Below are 17,308 nucleotides of genomic sequence, written 5' to 3' on the forward strand. Positions count from 1 at the left end.
CCCCCCCCCCCCCCCCCCCCCCCCCCCCCCCCCCCCCCCCCCCCCCCCCCCCCCCCCCCCCCCCCCCCCCCCCCCCCCCCCCCCCCCCCCCCCGGCTCACCGCAGGCGGTACGCCTGGATGATCCGCTGGGTCACGGTGTTGCCGGCGTCGTCACGGGCGGTGGCCCGCAGCGACGCGTATCCCGGGCCGGCCGGGTGCCGGACGGTGGCCGTCCACGCCCCGCCCTGCTTCTTCAGCGCCGCCTTGCGCCAGGTCTTCCCGCCGTCGTAGGAGACGTCGACGGTGAGCGCCACGACCCGGCCGGACGGTGCGCCGGGCTGGCGCTGCACCGACACCGGCACGGTGAACGTCCGGCCCGCCGGGGCGGAACTGTCCGTCGCCAGCGGCGGGGTGAACCGGACCGCCATGGCCGGGAGCCGGGCCGGCACGTCGCCCGGCACGCGCTTGGAGCGGAACGTCCAGCTCGCCGACACCTCGGTGCTCAGGTCGGTGAAGCCGCGCGTCGCCGTGGTCTCCAACCGGTAGTTCGCCGCGCCCGGCGGGACGGTGAACTCGCCGTACCCGCCGTAGGGCGACTCGCCGGCGAGCTTGCCGTTGCGGTAGAGCCGGGTCAGTTCGGTGTCGTTGAGCGAGCCGCCCGGGTGCCCGACCGCGTCGCTGTGCATCGGCAGCGAGACCATCATGGTGTCGCCGGTACGGGTGATGCTCTGCTCCGGCCAGCGCGGCTGCGGGAACGACGGACCGAACGGGCCCTTGTTCCACTCGTCGCGGTAGGTGTGCCCGGCGCGGTAGCGGGCGGACTCGGACTCCAGCACCGCACGCGGCTCCAGCCAGCCGTCCTCGTCCCGCTCACCGAAGGCCAGGTCGCCGCTCCAGCGGGTACGAGTGGTGCTGAAGTGCTCGACCCGCTTGCCCGGCACCTGGACCGGCAGCGCGACCGCCGAGCCGCCCATGTTGTAGTCGGGCTCCGCGTACACGGCCCGCTCGTTCTCCATGCCGGTGTAGCCGGCGGCGAACCGGCTGGTGACGGTGGCCAGGTCGGCCGGCTGGTAGTGCCGGACGAAGCCGGTCGGGAACCGGCCCGGGAACAGGTCGATCAGGCCGTAGAAGTACGGACTGCGCTCGGGCGCGGTCGGCTCGGCCCACTGGCTGGCGAGCGAGCCGACGAACACCTTGTCGGAGACGTCGCGGCCGAGCTGGCCGGAGTAGAGACCCTCGAACCTGTCGGTCCAGAGCCCGAAGCTGGCGTAGTAGTCGCCGAATTCCCACGCCGCTGTGAGGTCGATCAGCATGGGCGCCGCGCCGCGCTGCGGCACCGTGGTGCGGATCGGCTTCGCCCGCCGGGCGTCCAGTGCGAGCCGCTGGTTCCCGGTCACCACCAGCTCCGGCTGGGTGAGCGAGGCGACCTCCGGCGAGCCCTGGTCGCCGTCGGCGAAGATCAGGCTCTGCACGCCGTACCGGCCCTTGGGGAGCCGGATCCGGACCTCGCCCCCGGTGTCGTAGACGTCGTGGTAGCTGCCGTCGTCGAGCCCGAGCAGGCTCGTGTAGTAGGAACCGGCCAGCGCGCCGGAGCGGTCCCGGTGGGTCATGGTCAGGTCGTAGCTCTCCACCTCGCGGTCGACAGCGAGCGGGGTCACCGCCACCGCGTCGCCGGCGCGGGCGAGCAGGCGGCCGGTCCAGTAGCCGTCGGCGCCGCCGAGCCGGGTGTCCACCACGACCGTCACCTGGGCGGTGCCGCCCGCCGGAACGGTGAGCCGGGAGGTGCTGAGGGTGAGCATGCCGGCCGGCGCGGTCCGCCCGCCCGGCCCGGTGAACCCGGTGCTCAGGTCCAGCGTGAGCGGGGCGTTCCCGCCGTTGCGGTAGGTGACCGTCCGGCTGATCGGCTTGTCGTCGGTGTGCGGCCAGGCCGCCAGGCCGAACGAGACGGACGCCGGTTCGCTGGTCACCTGCTGGGTGATCGCGCGAGCGAGGTCGACCCGTCCCGCGCCCTGCTGGAACGCGGTCTGCTCCGGGTGCGGCTTGGCCGAGGCCATCAGCGTCGCCTTGTAGCGGCCGGGCGTCCAGCCGGGGTGCTGCTGGGCGAGCAGCGCGACCGCGCCGGCCACGTGCGGCGTGGCCATCGACGTGCCGGACAGCGAGACGTACCGGTCCCCCACCGGGTCACCGATCTGGCCGTTCGCGGCCCGGGCGGCCACGATCTCCACACCCGGCGCGGTGATGTCCGGCTTGATCGCCCCGTCGCCGACCCGGGGGCCGCGGCTGGAGAAGTCGGCGAGCGCGTCGTCCCGGTCGACAGCGCCGACCGCGAGCGCGGCGTCGGCGGTGGCCGGCGAGCCGACCGAACCGTCAGCACCGTCGTTACCGGCGGCGATCACGAAGAGCGTGCCGTGCTGCTCGGTGAGCGTCTCGACCGCCTGCTCCAGCGGGTCCACCTCCGGCGTGTCGCCGCCACTGAGGCTCATGTTCGCGACCGTGGCGTGCTGTTCGGCCGCCGCCCACTGCATGCCGGCCAGGATGGCCGACTCGGTGCAGCCGTAGACCTCGCACACCTTTCCGGACAGCAGCGTGGCGTCCGGCGCGACGCCCCGGTACTTCCCGCCGGAGGCGGCGCCGCTGCCGGCGATGGTCGAGGCCACGTGCGTGCCGTGGCCGACGATGTCGTCCGGGTCCGTCTCCTCGGTGAAGTTGCGCGACTCGGCGACCTTGCCGGCCAGGTCCGGGTGGGTCAGGTCGACGCCGGTGTCGAGCACCGCGACCCGCACGCCCTTGCCGGTGTATCCGGCGGCCCAGGCGGCCGGGGCGCCGATCTGCGGCACGCTGCGGTCGAGCGTCACCCGCCGCCGGCCGTCGAGCCAGATCCGGTCGACACCCCCCGCCGCGTCGAGCCGGGCGCCGGAGCGGTCCGCGCTCACCGCCTTCCAGAGCGCGCCGGTGTCACCCTTGCCGGCGACGACCGCCGCGCCGGCGATCGCCGGCAGGTCGCGGATCACCCGAGTGCCGGCGAGCGGGGCCGCCGTCCGCCGGGCCACCCCCGGCCGGTACGACACGAGCAGCGGTACGGTGTCGCGGCGCGCGTCGTCGTAGCCGGCCTCGATCAGCCCGGTCACGTCGAACAGCCGGCGGTCCAGCCGGCCGGAGCGGACCAGCGCGAGCGCGTCCTGCGGCAGCACGGTCAGGTGGTCGCGGTCGCGACGGACCAGGAACTCGACGCCGGTACGGCCGGGGCCGGGGCGTACCGCGGCACGGCCACCGGCGGCGACTGTCACCTGGTCGCCGGTGATCAGGGTGACGGTGACCGGGCGGGCGCCCGCGGGCGCGGACGGGCCGGTACGGGCCGCCGGGCCGTTCGACGTCGTCGGCGCGGCGGCCAGCGCGGGCACCGGCAGGCCGAGCGCCAGCGTCAGGCCGAGGCCGAACGCCGTCATCTTTCTGCGATTCCGGAGCAACCTTCCTCCTTCTTCGGACGTTTCATCGATGAGAGAGACATCGACGCGGGTATCAGGATTGCATACCGCGTATGTATCGGGAAGCCACTGATCCGCTCGAATCGCTGCCGCGCCACCGAGCGGGCCGCGACGATCAGGTGATGACCTCCATGAAGGACCGGATGCTGGCCGGCGAGCGGTACATCGCCGACGATCCCGCGATCACCGCCGACCTGGAGCGCGCCGCCCGGCTCAGCGAACGCTTCAACCGAAGCTCCGCCGACGACCCGGCGGGCCGCCTCGCCGCCCTGCGCGAACTGCTCGGCTCACTCGGCGAGGACGCCTGGATCCGGCCGCCGCTGTACTGCGACTACGGCTACCAGACGCACATCGGCCCGCGTACCTTCGTCAACTTCAACGCGGTCTTCCTCGACGTCGCCCGGATCAGCATCGGCGCGGACGTCCAGATCGGACCGAACGTGCAGCTGCTCACCGCCGTCCACCCGGTGGAACCGGAGGCGCGCCGGGCCAAGTGGGAGTCGGCCCAGCCGATCACCATCGGCGACAACGTCTGGCTCGGCGGCGGGGTGATCGTGCTGGCCGGGGTGGCGATCGGCGAGGACACGGTGGTCGGCGCCGGCGCGGTGGTGACGCGCGACCTGCCACCCGGCGTCGTGGCGGTGGGCAACCCGGCCCGCCCGGTCCGGAGCGTCCACGAATCCTCGTGAGCCGGCCGCGCCCGGCGTCACCGCGGCGGGTCGGCCAGGCTTACCACCAGGTCGGCGTGCCCGGCCGTGCCGACAACCAGCCGGGCGTTGTCCTCGTCGCTGCCCAGCGCCCAGGCGCGCGCCTGCTCCGGCGACTTCCCGTACGCCTCGTGACGCGCGGCGAGCCGGCGCAGCCGCTCCTCCGCGTCCAGGTCGAGGAACCAGATCTGGTGCAGCAGGGTGCGCACCTCTTCCCACGGGTCGTCCCGCAGCAGCAGGTAGTTGCCCTCGGTCACCACCAGGCGCACCTCGGGCGGCACCTCGATCGCCCCGGCAACCGGCTCCTCCAGGTCACGTCGGAACTCCGGCGCCCACACCGACGTCGGTTCCAGCCGGCGCAACCGGCGCAGCACGGAGACGAAGCCATTGACGTCGAAGGTGTCCGGCGCGCCTTTGCGGCCCGCCCGGCCGAGCCGTGCCAGCGCGGACCCGGCCAGGTGGAACCCGTCCATCGGGACCAGCCGGGCGACCGGGCCGAGCGCGGCCACGATCCATTCCGCCAGGGTGGACTTGCCCGCCCCCGGCGCCCCGGCGATGCCGAGCAGCTGGCGCGGGCCGTCGTCGGCCAGCGCCCGCGCCCGGGCGACCAGCTCGTCGAGCGTGAGCACCTCCGCCGCCGGCATCAGCCCAGCACCGGCTCGCTGATGGTGAACCGCGCCTCGACGGCCGCCTGCACCGGCTGCGGCGCCGGATCCAGTTCCAGCTCGAACTCCGGCTCGCCGGACCGCGCGTACGCCGCCTTGACCATCATCGGCGGCGCCGCGCTCATCCCGGTGTCGGACAACTCGCGCAAGGCGACCACCCGGGCGCCGAGCGCCTCGGCGTACTCCCGGGCCCGGACCAGCGCGTCGGCGATCGCCGCGTGCCGCGCCTCCCGGTAGGCCGGGCTGTCCGGTCGCAGCGACCACACCGGGCCGGCCACCTCGACCTGGTCCTGGTCGGCCAGGCGGAGCATCAGGTCACCGAGCGCGGTGAAGTCGGTGGTCGTCACGGTGGTGCTCACGCTGCCCTGGTAGGCCACCACCCGGTCGCCGGAGCGCTTCGTCACCGGCCGGACATGGACCTGGCCGGTCTCCCGGCGCTCCACCGCGGGCTCGGCCGCGTCGAGCAACGCGCGCACCGCGGCGGCCCGTTCGGCCAGCCGGGTCAGTGTGGTCTCCCGGTCCCGGTCCCGCGCCACCGCCGTCACGGTGAACCGGGCCAGCTCGGGAGCGACCTCCCGGTACGCCTCACCGCGTACCGCCACGACCGGTGCGTCCGCCATGCCGCTCAGCCTAACGGCGGGGTGGCCGGCAGGTGCGCCATGTAGGTGACCGCGCCGGCCGTCTCCCGGACCTCGCTGAGGTGGCCGCCCGCTGCGCCCAGCTCCCGCAGGTACGCCAGCTCGCCCGCGTGGTCGGCGGCGGCCGGGAACTCCCGCCGGTGCGGGGTGAACGAGCGTGCCCGCAGCGTCGAGCGGACGTCGCGCCCCTCGGCGAACCGGTCGGCCAGCGCACCGGCGTCGCCGCCGCGCAGCGCCTCGGTCAGCTCGTTCAGGAACGCGCCGAGCGCGTCCAGTTCGGCGAGCACGCGGTCCCGGTTGCCGAGCAGCATGTTCGCGGTCCGCTCGGGTGGTCCACCCGCGACCCGGGTGCCGTCGGAGAAGCTGCCCGCGGCCAGCGTCAGCACCGCGTCCCGCAGCGCCGACCGGTGCACGGTGCCTGCCAGCGCACCGGCCAGCACGTGCGGTACGTGCGAGGCGAGCGCGGCGGCGCCGTCGTGCTCCGGGGCGGACATGGGCACCACCCGGGCGTGGAAGACGTCCACCAGCAGCGTCGCCAGCCGCCGGAACGCGGCCAGGCCGGTCGGCCCCGGGCAGAGCACCCAGGCGGCGCCGTCGAGGAGGTCCGCGATGGCCGCGCCCGCTCCGGCCCGGTCCGCGCCGGCCATCGGGTGGCCCGGCACGAACCGGTGCCCGAGCCCCTGCACGGTGGCGGCGGTGCTCACCTCGGCCTTGACGCTGCCCACGTCGGTGAGCACGCACCCGTCCTCGGTCACGGCGGCGACCCGGGCCAGCATCGTCGGCAGCGTCGGCAGCGGGCCGCAGAGGAACACCACGTCCCGGCCGGTGACCGCCTCCTCGACCGTGTCGGGCGTCTCCACGCCCCGGTCGCGTACCTGCTGCCGGGCGGCCGGATCCGGATCCCAGCCGGTGACGTCGAGCCCGGCCTCGCGCAGCCGCAGCAGCACCGAACCGCCGATCAGCCCGGTGCCGACCACCGCCGCCCGCGCCAGCCCGCCGGCCCCGCCCGCCACGTCACGACCCGGCGAGCCGCCCGGCCACCGCGTCGACGTGCTCGTCGGACTCGGTGAGCGCCACCCGGACGTGCCGGGCGCCGGCCGGACCGTAGAAGACGCCGGCGGCCACCAGGATGCCCCGGCGGGCCAGCCAGTCCACCGTCTCCCAGCAGTCCTCGTCGCGGGTCAGCCAGAGGTAGAGCCCGGCCTCGGAGTGCTCGACAGTGAAGCCGGCGGCCGTGAAAGCCTCGCGCAGCTTCTCCCGCCGGACGCGGTAGCGCTCGCGCTGGGCGTCGGCGTGCTCCTGGTCGCCGAGCGCGGCCACCATGGCGGCCTGCACCGGGGCCGGCACGATCAGGCCCGCGTGCTTGCGGATCTTGAGCAGCTCGGCCACCAGCGCCGGGTCGCCGGCGACGAACCCGGCCCGGTAGCCGGCCAGGTTCGAGCGCTTGGACAGCGAGTGCACCGCCAGCACGCCGTCGTACGAGCCGCCGCACACCTCGGGTGAGAGCACCGAGACGGGCTCGGCGTCCCAGCCCAGCGGCAGGTAGCACTCGTCGCTGGCGACCACCGCCCCGCGCTCGCGCGCCCACTCGACCACCTTGCGCAGGTGGGCGGCGGGCAGCACGCGGCCGGTCGGGTTGCCCGGCGAGTTGACCCAGACCAGGCGGACCCGGGGATCCGGGCCCAGCGCGGTCAGCGAGTCGGTGCGGACCGTCGTCGCCCCGGCCAGCCGCGCCCCGTCCTCGTAGGTCGGGTAGGCCACCGACGGCACCACCACCACGTCACCGGGACCGAGCCCGAGCAGCGTGGGCAGCCCGGCCACCAGCTCCTTGGAGCCGATCGTCGGCAGCACGCCCAGGCCGTCCACGCCCGCGCCGCAGGCACGCGCGACCCAGGCGGCGATCGCGTTGCGCAGGGCGGGCGTACCGGCGGTCAGCGGGTAGCCCGGCGCGTTCGACGCGTCGGCCAGGGCCCGGCGGATCAGCTCCGGCACCGGGTCGACCGGCGTGCCCATCGACAGGTTGATGAGACCGTCCGGGTGCGCCGCGGCCGTGGTGGCCGCGGCGTCCAGGGTGTCCCAGGTGAAGTCGGGCAGCCGAGCCGAGACCGGCGTACGCCGGTTCAGTGGCCCTCGCCGCGCGGCGGCTGCGCGGCGACGAAGGTGGCGTCCTTCTCCACCTTGCCGATCTTCGAGGCGCCACCGGGCGAGCCCAGGTCCTCGAAGAACTCGTAGTTCGCCCCGGTGTAGTCCTTCCACTGCTCCGGGACGTCGTCCTCGTAGAAGATCGCTTCCACCGGGCAGACCGGCTCGCAGGCACCACAGTCGACGCACTCGTCGGGGTGGATGTAGAGCATCCGATTGCCCTCGTAGATGCAGTCGACCGGGCACTCCTCGATGCATGCCTTGTCGAGCACATCCACGCACGGCTCGGCGATGATGTAGGTCACCGGTCTTCTCCTCCGCAAGACTCGTCGCGATCAACCGCAACGATAAGAGCCTAGTATCTCGCCGGGGAGGGGGTCGATCGTGCTCCGACAGCAGGATGTGGGACACCGGATCGTGGTCCGCCGGATTGTGGGGATTCGCGAGGGCCGCACGCTGTTCTCCGATGCCCTCGGCGAGCTCGTCGAGCTGAGCGAGACCCACATCACGCTGTCCACCGACGCCGGGCCGCTGCGCGTGCCGGTGACCGAGGTGCACCGGGCCAAGCGCGTGCCGCCGGCCCGCCGGCCCACCGCCGCCTCGGTGGTCGCGCTGGAGCTGGCCGCCGACGAGGCGTGGCCCGCCCCGGTGCGCGGACGGCTCGGCGACTGGCGGCTGCGCTGGGCCGACGGCTGGACCGGCCGGGCGAACAGCGCGCTGCCGGTGGGCGACCCGGACCGCCCGCTGCCCGACGCGCTGGACGCGGTGCAGCGCTGGTACGCCGAGCGCGGCAGGCCCGCCCTGGTGAACACCCCGCTGCCGCTGGCCGCCCCGGTCGGCGCGGAACTGGACGCGCGGGGCTGGACGTCCCGCCCCCCGGTACTGGTGCAGACCGTCCCGCTGCGCGCCCTGACCGCCCCGCCGGAGGCCGCCCCCGCCGACGCGCCGCCCGGGCGCGCCGACGTGCCGGCGGACGCGGACGCCCCGCCGCCGGTGACGCTGGCCGTCGCGCCCGCCGACGACTGGCTGGCCATCTCCGCCGGCCGCAAGGGTGGCCTGCCGGACGCCGCGCGGCACGTGCTCACCGCCGTCGACCGGGTCCGCTTCGCGGAGCTGCGCGTCGACGGCCGGGTGCTCGCCATCGGCCGGGGGACGGTGACCGGCGAGGGCCGCTGGCTCGGTGTCAGCCTGCTCGAAGTGCTGCCCGAGGCGCGTCGGCGGGGATTCGCCGCAGCCGTCGTCCGCGCCCTGGCCGGCTGGGGCGCGGCCGAGGGCGCCACGCAGGCATTCCTCCAGGTGGAGCAGAGCAACACCGGCGCGGTCGCGCTCTACCGCAGGCTCGGGTTCACCACCCACCACACCTACCTGACCCGGGTCGCGCCGGCGGGCTGAGCCCGCAGGGCGGTCAGCGCCGGATGATCCTGCGGGGCCGGACGCGCTTCATCTCGGCGTACCGCTTGAGCTGGCGGGACCGGTAGTCCCGGCCCAGCGCGGTGAGGATCAGGTAACCGACGAGCACGCCCGCCGCGGTGGCCGCGAGATAGAGCCAGATCTGGGCGAAGAAGAGGCCCGCGCCCCCGCCGAACGGGTTCTCCCCGACAACCAGCGGACCGACGAACACGGTGAGCGCCAGCGCGACCACGACCGCGGCGGCCAGCTCACCGGCCCAGCGGCCCACCGGCTGTCCGGCGCCCCACCGGAACGCGGCACCGGCCAGGATGAGCCCGATGACCAGGAACATCGCCAGCGAGACCCGGCCGGAGGCGGTGTCGTCGTCCGGGAACGCGAATCTGGTGACCAGCCGGGCCACCACGTTCACCGCGAACAACGCGGCCGCCAGCACACCGACCGCACGCCACCGCTGACCCATCGCACGCCTCCCGCCGTACCGCCCGCTCCCTCGGCGGGCCTCTGGCAGGAATGTCTACCACCGCCGCCGGTGCGGCGTCAGCACCTCACCGGGGAGAGGGCGGCGTCACGAGGTGCCGGAAGCCCACCACCGCGAACGTGACCGCGCCGGTCACGATCAGCGCGAGGCCGAGCACGTTGTCGCCGACCAGCCCGAGATCACCCTCGACGGTACGGACACCACCCGCCACGATCACCACGAACCACGGCAGCGCGGCCAGCACGATCGCCCACCGGCCGCCGGTCGACCTGTGCGCGAACGAGCCCAGCAGCACCGTCGACGCCACCACGGCGACGGCGCCGACAGCTACCGCGCCGACCCCCACCAGCGCCTGCGCGGCCCCGGAGAGCCCTTGCACGACATTCCAGGCCCAGGTCGCGATGATCAGTTCGAGCAGCGCCAGCAGGACGCCGGCCCAGACCGTGACGACGCCGCCGGCCACGCGCAGCGCACGGTCGAGCGCCCGCTCCGCCGGGCTCGGCGTCGCGGCCGTCGGCGGCTGCTCGGGAAGGGTCGACACGGGTACGGCCGGCAGCGTCACCGGAGACCGGCCGCCACGACCGGGGACCGCTGCGGGTCGTCCAGGGCGATCCCGGCGAAGAGGTCGTCCTCCCAGCCGTACGGGCCGGCGCCCGGGCCCTTCTCACCGGCCGCGAGCGTGAAGTACTCCACACCCATGAACTCGCCACCGAAGTTGCCCGCGATCGAGTAGAGCCAGGAGTTCGCCGGGATCTGGGTGGCGTGGGCCCGCATCGCCGCCTCCTTGGCGGCGTGCTGGTCGGTGCCGTCGATCCGGGCGGCGATCTCCGCGTCCGGCGTGCCGAACGGCAGCTCGTCGGCGCTCTCGATGCCGGCGAACGGGTTGTCCGACGACTCGGTGAACGTCTCCAGGCCGGCGTCCAGCACGCTGCGCGGCATGGCCGTCCAGTAGACCTTCGCCGGGGCGATCCCCTTGGCCGCGGCCAGCTCCACCGCCCGCATCGCCACCCGGTGCGCCTGGATGTGGTCGGGGTGGCCGTAGAAGCCGTCCGGGTCGTACGTGACGAGCACCTGGGGGCGCACCTCGCGGATGACCTCCACCAGGTACCCGGCGGCCGTGTCCAGGTCGGCCTGCCAGAACGCCCGTGGGTGCTCGTTCGTGGCCAGGCCCATCATGCCGGAGTCGCGATAGCGGCCCGCACCGCCGAGGAACCGGTGGTCGGTGACGCCGAGCGCGGCGCAGGCGGCTGCGAGCTCGCCGATCCGGTAGCCGCCGAGCTGGTCCGCCTCGGCCGCGCAGAGCTGGGCCAGGGCCGGGACGTGGATCTCGCCCTCCTCGCCCAGCGTGCAGGTGACGAGCGTGACGTGGGCGCCGGTGGCGGCGTAGTGCGCCATCGTCGCGCCGGTGCCGATCGACTCGTCGTCGGGATGCGCGTGGACCAGCAGAAGGCGTCGGTCGGGCAGCGTCGTCACGCCCGTCACTCTAACCGGCGGTCCTGCTCCCTCGACGGTGATGCGTCCGCCCAGGTCGGCCACATCACCCCCCGGCGCCCGCCTACGCTGCAGGCGTGGACTTTCCCGAGCTGGCCGCCCGTACCCGTCGGTTCAGCCACGGGGCGCCACGCGCCGTCTCCGTCACGGGCGACGGCGCCCGGGTGATCTTCCTGCGTTCCGCGGGACCGGAGGACCCGGCCGACGCGCTCTGGCTGCTCGACGTCGACAGCGGCGAGGAACGACTGGTCGCGGACCCGGCGGCGCTGCTGGGCGCCGACGCCGAGCCGGCCCGCCTCGCCCCCGGTGAGCGGGCGCTGCGCGAGCGGCTGCGGCTCAGCTCCGGCGGCATCGGCTCGTACGCGCTGGACTCGGCCGGCCGGGTCGCCGCGTTCGCGCTGGCCGGCCGGCTGTTCCGGGCCGACCTGGTGCACGGTGACGTGGTCGAGGTGGCGGCCGTCGGACCGGTGATCGACCCGCGCCCCGACCCGGCCGGTGAGCGGCTCGCGTACGTCACCGACACCGCCGAGGGGGTGCGCCGGGGCCAGTTGCGGGTGGTGGAGCCGGACGGCACGGACAACCTGCTCGCCGGTGAGGACAGCGGCGTCACCTGGGGACTCGCCGAGCACATCGCCGCCGAGGAGTTCCACCGCTACCGGGGCTACTGGTGGGCGCCGGACGGGCGTAGCGTGCTCGCCGCCCGGGTCGACGATTCCCGCCTGGAACGCTGGTACCTGCACGACCCGGCCGACCCGGCGAGCCCGCCCACGTCGCTCGCGTACCCGGTGGCGGGCGGGCCGAACGCGGAGGTCAGCCTGCACCTGCTCGACCTCGACGGCGGCTGGGTCGACGTGCACTGGGACCGGGAGACCTATCCGTACCTGAGTTCGGTGGACTGGACCGAGGGCGGCCCGCTGATCACTGTGCTGCGCCGCTCGCAGCAGCACGGCCTGGTGCTCGCGGTGGATCCGCGCACCGGTGAGACGCAGGTGCACGCCGAGCTGGCCGACCCGCGCTGGGTGGAGCCGATCCCCGGCACGCCCGCGCACCTGCCCGACGGGCGGGTGCTGGTCGGCGGCGAGCTGGCCCACGACGGGTACGACGCCCGCTGCCTGTTCGCCGACGGCACGCTGCTCACCCCGCCGTCGCTGTACGTGCGCCGGGTGGTCGGGCGGCTGCCGAACGGCCCGAACACGGCGGCGGACCTGCTGGTGGAGGCGAGCGAGGGCGAGCCGAGCCAGCGCCACCTCTACCGGGTGCGGACCACGATCGGCGGCGGCATGGACGCCCGCCGGATGGGCAGCGACCCCGGCTGGCACACCGCCTCGATCGGCGGGTCGACGCTGGCGGTGGGCATCGCGTCGCTGGAGCACCCCGGGGTCCGCTGGCGGGTGTGGCACGGTGACCGCGAGGTGGGCGAGCTGCGCACGTTCGCCGCCACCAGCTCGTACGCGCCTCGGCCGACGATGGTCCGGGTGACCGACAGGCGGCTGCCCAGCGCGGTGCTCTACCCGGCCGAACACGTCAAGGGCACCCGGCTGCCGGTGCTGCTGGACGTCTACGGCGGCCCCGGCCACCAGGAGGTGGTGGCGGCCCGCAGTGCCTGGCTGGAACGACAGTGGTGGGCCGAGCAGGGCTTCGCGGTGGTCACCGTCGACAACCGGGGCACCCCGGGCATCGCGCCGTCGTTCGAGAAGGCGATCCACCGCCGGGTCGCCGACGTGATCCTCACCGACCAGGTGGACGCGCTCACCGCGCTCGCCGACAAGCACCCGGACCTGGACCTGGGGCGGGTGGCGGTGCGCGGCTGGTCGTTCGGCGGCTGGCTGGCCGGCCTCGCGGTGCTGCGGCACCCGGAGCTGTTCAAGTGCGCGATCGTGGGCGCGCCGGTCACCGACTGGGCGCTGTACGACACCGCGTACAGCGAGCGCTACCTGGGCATGCCGGAAGACGGGATGGACATCTACGCCCACCATTCGCTGGTCGAGCTGGCCGCCGAGCCGCTCGGCGACCCGGCGCAGGCCCGGCCGATGCTGCTGGTGCACGGCCTGGCCGACGACAACGTGCTGGCCGCGCACACGCTGCGGCTGTCGGCCGCGCTGCTGGCGACGGGCCGCCCGCACGCGGTGCTGCCGCTGACCGGCGCGAGCCACCTGGCCGCCGGCGGGGTGTCCGAGCGCCTGCTCCGGCTGGAGCTGGACTTCCTCCGCCGCTACTTGTGAAGGAAGGGCCCCTTCTCAACGCGTTGAGAAGGGGCCCTTCCTTCAACTACCGGTACGGCTACTGCTTGACGTACGCGTTGACGAAGTTCGGGTAGCCGAACACGGAGGAGATGAACACCCCGCCCGCCTTGGAGCCGTGCACGTGGTACGCGACGTCCACGTAGAGCGGCACCACCGGCGCGTGCTCCTTCATGATCCGCTCGTCGAGCTTGCCCCACTCCGGGCCCTGCTCGGACGGCGGCAGCGCCTGGATGCGGTCCATCTCGGCGTTGATGGCGTCGTCGTTGAAGTAGGACGAGTTGCTGTTGCCCTCGGCCTTGATGGTGCGACCGTCGTAGAGCACCGGCAGGATCGACGCGCCGCTGGGCCAGTCCGCCGCCCAGTTACCGATGTAGAGGTCCCAGGGGTTGTTCTTCTTCTTCACCTCGTCCAGCTTCGCGTCGTCCGGGATGTTCCGGACGGTGATCTTGAAGCCGGCGCGCTCCAGGTTGCCCTTGAGCTGGACCGCCTGCTGCTGCTCGGTGGTGTTGTCCGCGACGCCGAGAACCAGCGCGGGCGTCTGGCCGCCGAGCAGCTCCTTGGCCTTCTCCACGTTGCCGTTGGCGCCCGCCGGGTACGCGTCGTACGCCTTGTAGCCGATGGTCGACGGCGGCATCAGCGTGGTGAGCGGCTGCGCGACGGTCTGGCCGCCGAGCGCCTTGATCATGCCCTCGCGGTCGATCGCGTAGTTGAGCGCCTGGCGGACCTTCAGGTCCTTGACCCGCTGGGTGTTGATCACGAGCTGGTTGGCGCTCGGGGTCGGGGACAGCAGCGTGCGGGACTTCAGCGCCGGGTCACCGGCCACCTTGGCCACGAGCGAGGCCGGCACGCCGTTGAAGGCGAGCGCGCTCTGGTCGGCGCCGTTGTCCGCGATGACCCGGTTGTTGGCCGCGTCGGCGGTCGGGCCGAAGTTCCAGACGAACTTGTCCGGGTACTGGTGCCGCACCGGGTCGGTCTTCGGATCCCAGTTCGGGTTTCGGTCAAGGGTGATCCGGACGCCCACCTGGTTTTCCGCGATCTTGTACGGGCCGGACGAGAACGGCTTCTGGTCCAGGTTGACCCCGGTGTCCTTCTCCGGCTTGAGCGGGGCGCTGGTGGGCAGCGAGACCGCGAACGGCAGGTCGCAGCGGGGCTTGGCGAACTCGAAGCGCAGCGTCTTGTCGTCCGGCGTGGTCAGGCCCGGCGGCAGCGACGTCTTGTTCTTCTTGAAGTCCCACTTGGTGTCGAACTGCGCGGTGTCGGCCAGCCACTCCTGGATGTAGGTGGGGCCGCCGGTGAGGTCCGGGTCGAAGGAGCGGGCGATGCCGTACGCGATCTCCTTGGAGGTGATCGGGCTGCCGTCCTCGAACTTCACCCCGTCCTTGATCGTGAATTCCCAGACCTTGCAGTCGTTGTTGACGTTCTTGCCCGGGGTCTCGGCCAGGTCACCCACGAGGACCAGGCCACCCTTGCCGTCGTCCTTCCAGGTGGTCAGGTAGCGGGCGAAGAGCGGGTTTGTCATCAGGCCGGCGAACGAGTACGTCCGCTGCGGATCGAGGTGGGAGATGGGGGTCTCCCGGATGATGGTGAACGTCCCGCCCTTGGCCGCGCCGTCGATCTCGGCGGCCGGTCCCTGCGAGTCCTTGGGGTCGGTCGCGATGACCCCTGTCTGCTGCCGGTTGCTGTCCACCTTGGTGCCTTCGCCCGTGTTCTCCGAGCAGGCACCGAGTGCCACAACCAGTGCGATGGCACCGCCAGCGGCGGCCGCTGCGCGTGGTCGCATGTCCTACCTCCTCCACCCGTGCGCCGAGCGCATCCGCCGACGTCCCGAGGATCGTAAAGAAGAAAAACTACAAGTTGGATAACAGTTGACGATAAATTTCGTCGCGGTTCAGCCGAGCCGCACCCGCGGATCGATCACCGCATAGAGCAGGTCCACCACCACGTTCGCCAGCACCACGAAGACCGCCGCGATCAACACGGTCGCCATGATGGTCGGCAGGTCACCTGAGCGGACCGCGTCGACAGCGGTACGCCCCATCCCGTTCAGACCGAAGGTCGTCTCGGTGATCACCGTGCCGCCCAGCGCCCCGCCCACGTCCAGGCCGGCGATCGTCACCACCGGCGTGATCGCGGCGCGCAGCGCGTGCCGGCCGTACACCTTGCGTTTGGCCAGACCCTTCGCCCGCGCGGTCCGGACGAAGTCCTCCGACAGCGTCTCCAGCATCTGTGCCCGGGACAGTCGCGCGTAGATCGCGGAGAAGAGGAACGCCAGCGCCACCCAGGCCAGCACCAGCCCGCTCGTCCATTTCAGCGGGTTGTCGAAAAACGACGTGTAGCTCGGCACCGGCAGCAGGCGCAGGTTGTAGACGAAGACGATGAGCAGCACTGCGCCCACGAAGTAGAGCTGCAACGAGGCGCCGGTGAGCGAGAAGCCGATGGCCGCCCGGTCCAGCCAGCTCCCCCGGCGCAGCGCCGAGAGCATGCCCAGGCCGACGCCGAGCAGCAGCCAGAGGATCGCCGCCGGGATGACGATGCTCAGCGTCACCGGCAGCACCCGGGCGATGGTGTCCGAGACCGCCTCGTTCGACACGTACGACCAGCCGAGGCAGGGGGCGTCGCACCGGCCGCCCTGGGCGCTCCCCAGGTCCCGGCCGGTGAAGATGCCCTTCATGTAGCCGGCGTACTGGCTGATCAGCGGATCACGCAGGCCCAACTCCTGGCGGACCCGTTCCAGTCGCTCCGGGTTGCAGTTCTTCGGGCACATGCCGGTGACCGGATCCCGCGGGAGGGCGAAGAACATCAGGAAACTGAGCACGCTCACCGCGAACAGCGTGAGCCCGGCGGACAGCAGCCGGCGGATGAGGAATCGCGTCATGGGCCGGCCTCCTACCGGGACGACTTCGGGTCGAGCGCGTCGCGCAGCGCGTCACCGAAGAGGTTGAAGGCGAACACGAGCGCGAAGATGGTGATGCCGGGGAAGAAGACGTACGCCGGATCGGTCTGCAGGTAGTCGAGGCTGCGATAGATCATGCGGCCGAAGCTCGGTGTCTCGTCGGTGAGTCCGACGCCGATGAACGACAACGCGGCCTCGCTGGTGATGTACTGCGGCACCGCCAGCGAGAAGGCGACCAGGATCGGCGCCCAGGCGTTCGGCAGCAACTGGCGGAACAGCATGTGCCCGAGGCCCGCGCCGCTGGCCCGCGCCGCCTCCACGAACTCGCGTTCGCGCAGCGCGATGATCTGACCCCGGACCAGCCGGGCCGTACCGGTCCAGCCGAACAGGGCGAAGATCGCGATGAGCACACCGATCTGGAAGTACGCCGGCACAGCCTCGCGCTGACCGTAGAAGCGCAGCGCGACGGTCGGCATCAGGGCCAGCGCGATGATCAGGAACGGCATGGCCAGGGTCAGGTCGGTGATCCAGTTGATCACCGTGTCCAGCCAGCCGCCGAGGTAGCCGGCGAGCGTTCCCAGCGTCACCCCGATCACCGCGGTCACCACGGCCGCCGCGAACGCGATGAACAGCGACGTCCGCAGCCCGTGCACCATCCGGATGAAGATGTCCCGGCCGAGACCGGGCTCCAGCCCGAACCAGTGCTCCCCGGTCACGCCGCCGGCGTAGCCCAACGGCATGCCGTAGCCGTCGAGGCGGCTCTGGAACTGCTCCTTCGGCCCCACCCCGTACAGCGCCTCGATGAGCGGGACGGCCAGCGCGACGAGCAAGAAGAACGCCAGCAGGCCGCCGCTGATCAGCGCCGTGCGGTCCCGCTTGAGCCGCGCGAGGGCGAGTTGGCCGGGTGACCGGCCGACGAACTCCTTCTTGCCGCCTTCGTCGCCCTCGCCGGTGGACTCGATCTCGGCGAGGGCGACGCCCTCGACCGGTGACAGGCTCATTTCGACACCTCCACGGGTTCGCCGGCCGGCACGCCGACCGGTCCGCTCTCCGGGTAGTGGCAGGCGGTGAGCTGTCCGCCGCCGTCGCGGGTGACCAGGGCGGGTTCTTCGGTGGCGCAGTGGTCGGTGGCTTTCCAGCAGCGGGTGCGGAAGCGGCAGCCTGATGGGGGGTTGA

Annotated in this window: 15 protein-coding genes and 1 pseudogene; 3 read left to right on the forward strand and 13 right to left on the reverse strand. The window is 73.2% G+C overall.

From position 1 onward, the window contains the following. Positions 1–96 precede the first annotated feature (96 nt). Positions 97–3,426: a S8 family serine peptidase gene (locus ACFYON_RS28765; protein WP_354871667.1), complete on the reverse strand. Its 3,330-nt coding sequence runs from the start codon at positions 3,424–3,426 to the stop codon at positions 97–99. 161 nt (positions 3,427–3,587) lie between these two features. Here ACFYON_RS28765 and ACFYON_RS28770 point away from each other — a divergent pair, with 161 nt between their 5' ends. After that, positions 3,588–4,154 carry a sugar O-acetyltransferase gene (locus ACFYON_RS28770; protein ID WP_354871669.1) on the forward strand — a complete coding sequence of 189 codons (567 nt, stop codon included), beginning with the start codon at positions 3,588–3,590 and terminating at the stop codon, positions 4,152–4,154. A gap of 17 nt (positions 4,155–4,171) precedes the next feature. On the opposite strand, the gene ACFYON_RS28775 is transcribed toward ACFYON_RS28770, so the two are convergent. From ACFYON_RS28775 to fdxA, 5 genes are read right to left on the reverse strand one after another with little or no spacing between them, the layout of a single operon-like run. Further along, positions 4,172–4,816, reverse strand: coding sequence for a nucleoside/nucleotide kinase family protein (locus tag ACFYON_RS28775; protein WP_387189144.1), 645 nt, complete (start codon positions 4,814–4,816; stop codon positions 4,172–4,174). Continuing rightward, complete coding sequence (locus ACFYON_RS28780; RefSeq protein WP_354871673.1) at positions 4,816–5,457, reverse strand: SIMPL domain-containing protein; 642 nt, start codon at positions 5,455–5,457, stop codon at positions 4,816–4,818. Before ACFYON_RS28780 ends, ACFYON_RS28775 begins: the two co-directional genes overlap by 1 nt. A 5-nt stretch (positions 5,458–5,462) precedes the next feature. Further along, on the reverse strand, positions 5,463–6,488 hold the full coding sequence (locus ACFYON_RS28785) for a prephenate dehydrogenase/arogenate dehydrogenase family protein (RefSeq protein WP_354871675.1): 1,026 nt from the start codon (positions 6,486–6,488) through the stop codon (positions 5,463–5,465). Position 6,489: 1 nt separating this feature from the next. Next, positions 6,490–7,599: a succinyldiaminopimelate transaminase gene (dapC, locus tag ACFYON_RS28790; RefSeq protein WP_354871723.1), complete on the reverse strand. Its 1,110-nt coding sequence runs from the start codon at positions 7,597–7,599 to the stop codon at positions 6,490–6,492. After that, positions 7,596–7,922, reverse strand: a complete 327-nt coding sequence (fdxA, locus tag ACFYON_RS28795) for a ferredoxin (protein ID WP_007464872.1) — start codon at positions 7,920–7,922, stop codon at positions 7,596–7,598. The genes dapC and fdxA overlap by 4 nt, the downstream gene beginning before the upstream one ends. A gap of 79 nt (positions 7,923–8,001) precedes the next feature. On the opposite strand from fdxA, the gene ACFYON_RS28800 reads away from it, so the two are divergent. After that, on the forward strand, positions 8,002–9,009 hold the full coding sequence (locus ACFYON_RS28800) for a GNAT family N-acetyltransferase (RefSeq protein WP_354871678.1): 1,008 nt from the start codon (positions 8,002–8,004) through the stop codon (positions 9,007–9,009). Between the two features lie 13 nt (positions 9,010–9,022). Here the strand turns inward: ACFYON_RS28800 and ACFYON_RS28805 are convergent, their stop codons facing one another. The 3 genes from ACFYON_RS28805 to mshB form a co-directional block, all read right to left on the reverse strand. Then, positions 9,023–9,487 (reverse strand): hypothetical protein, encoded by a 465-nt coding sequence (locus ACFYON_RS28805; RefSeq protein ID WP_355047555.1) that lies wholly within the window; start codon positions 9,485–9,487, stop codon positions 9,023–9,025. 85 nt (positions 9,488–9,572) lie between these two features. Beyond that, positions 9,573–10,046 carry a hypothetical protein gene (locus ACFYON_RS28810; RefSeq protein WP_354871683.1) on the reverse strand — a complete coding sequence of 158 codons (474 nt, stop codon included), beginning with the start codon at positions 10,044–10,046 and terminating at the stop codon, positions 9,573–9,575. A 17-nt stretch (positions 10,047–10,063) separates the two neighbouring features. Beyond that, positions 10,064–10,987: an N-acetyl-1-D-myo-inositol-2-amino-2-deoxy-alpha-D-glucopyranoside deacetylase gene (gene mshB / locus ACFYON_RS28815; protein WP_355047556.1), complete on the reverse strand. Its 924-nt coding sequence runs from the start codon at positions 10,985–10,987 to the stop codon at positions 10,064–10,066. 86 nt (positions 10,988–11,073) lie between these two features. Here mshB and ACFYON_RS28820 point away from each other — a divergent pair, with 86 nt between their 5' ends. After that, positions 11,074–13,218: a prolyl oligopeptidase family serine peptidase gene (locus tag ACFYON_RS28820; protein WP_355047557.1), complete on the forward strand. Its 2,145-nt coding sequence runs from the start codon at positions 11,074–11,076 to the stop codon at positions 13,216–13,218. Between the two features lie 58 nt (positions 13,219–13,276). Here ACFYON_RS28820 and ACFYON_RS28825 read toward each other — a convergent pair whose 3' ends face one another. The 4 genes and pseudogenes from ACFYON_RS28825 to ACFYON_RS28840 form a co-directional block, all read right to left on the reverse strand. Continuing rightward, positions 13,277–15,019: an ABC transporter substrate-binding protein gene (locus ACFYON_RS28825; RefSeq protein WP_354871690.1), complete on the reverse strand. Its 1,743-nt coding sequence runs from the start codon at positions 15,017–15,019 to the stop codon at positions 13,277–13,279. Between the two features lie 108 nt (positions 15,020–15,127). Further along, the gene (locus ACFYON_RS28830; protein WP_354871692.1) at positions 15,128–16,114 is read right to left on the reverse strand and encodes an ABC transporter permease; all 987 of its coding nucleotides are present in this window, start codon (positions 16,112–16,114) and stop codon (positions 15,128–15,130) included. An 11-nt stretch (positions 16,115–16,125) separates the two neighbouring features. Beyond that, positions 16,126–17,133, reverse strand: coding sequence for an ABC transporter permease (locus tag ACFYON_RS28835; RefSeq protein ID WP_354871694.1), 1,008 nt, complete (start codon positions 17,131–17,133; stop codon positions 16,126–16,128). Further along, positions 17,130–17,308: pseudogene (locus tag ACFYON_RS28840) on the reverse strand (dipeptide/oligopeptide/nickel ABC transporter ATP-binding protein); the annotation flags it as partial. The gene ACFYON_RS28835 and the pseudogene ACFYON_RS28840, both read right to left, overlap by 4 nt.

It is taken from the genome of Micromonospora sp. NPDC005686 (assembly GCF_042871665.1).
Lineage (GTDB): Bacteria > Actinomycetota > Actinomycetes > Mycobacteriales > Micromonosporaceae > Micromonospora.

Excerpts from the sequence above, each read along its gene's own strand:
- ACFYON_RS28765 (WP_354871667.1), bottom strand. The coding sequence starts at position 3,426 with ATGACGGCGTTCGGCCTCGGCCTGACGCTGGCGCTCGGCCTGCCGGTG.
- ACFYON_RS28770 (WP_354871669.1), top strand. The coding sequence starts at position 3,588 with ATGACCTCCATGAAGGACCGGATGCTGGCCGGCGAGCGGTACATCGCC.
- ACFYON_RS28775 (WP_387189144.1), bottom strand. The coding sequence starts at position 4,816 with ATGCCGGCGGCGGAGGTGCTCACGCTCGACGAGCTGGTCGCCCGGGCG.
- ACFYON_RS28780 (WP_354871673.1), bottom strand. The coding sequence starts at position 5,457 with ATGGCGGACGCACCGGTCGTGGCGGTACGCGGTGAGGCGTACCGGGAG.
- ACFYON_RS28805 (WP_355047555.1), bottom strand. The coding sequence starts at position 9,487 with ATGGGTCAGCGGTGGCGTGCGGTCGGTGTGCTGGCGGCCGCGTTGTTC.
- ACFYON_RS28825 (WP_354871690.1), bottom strand. The coding sequence starts at position 15,019 with ATGCGACCACGCGCAGCGGCCGCCGCTGGCGGTGCCATCGCACTGGTT.
- ACFYON_RS28830 (WP_354871692.1), bottom strand. The coding sequence starts at position 16,114 with ATGACGCGATTCCTCATCCGCCGGCTGCTGTCCGCCGGGCTCACGCTG.
- ACFYON_RS28835 (WP_354871694.1), bottom strand. The coding sequence starts at position 17,133 with ATGAGCCTGTCACCGGTCGAGGGCGTCGCCCTCGCCGAGATCGAGTCC.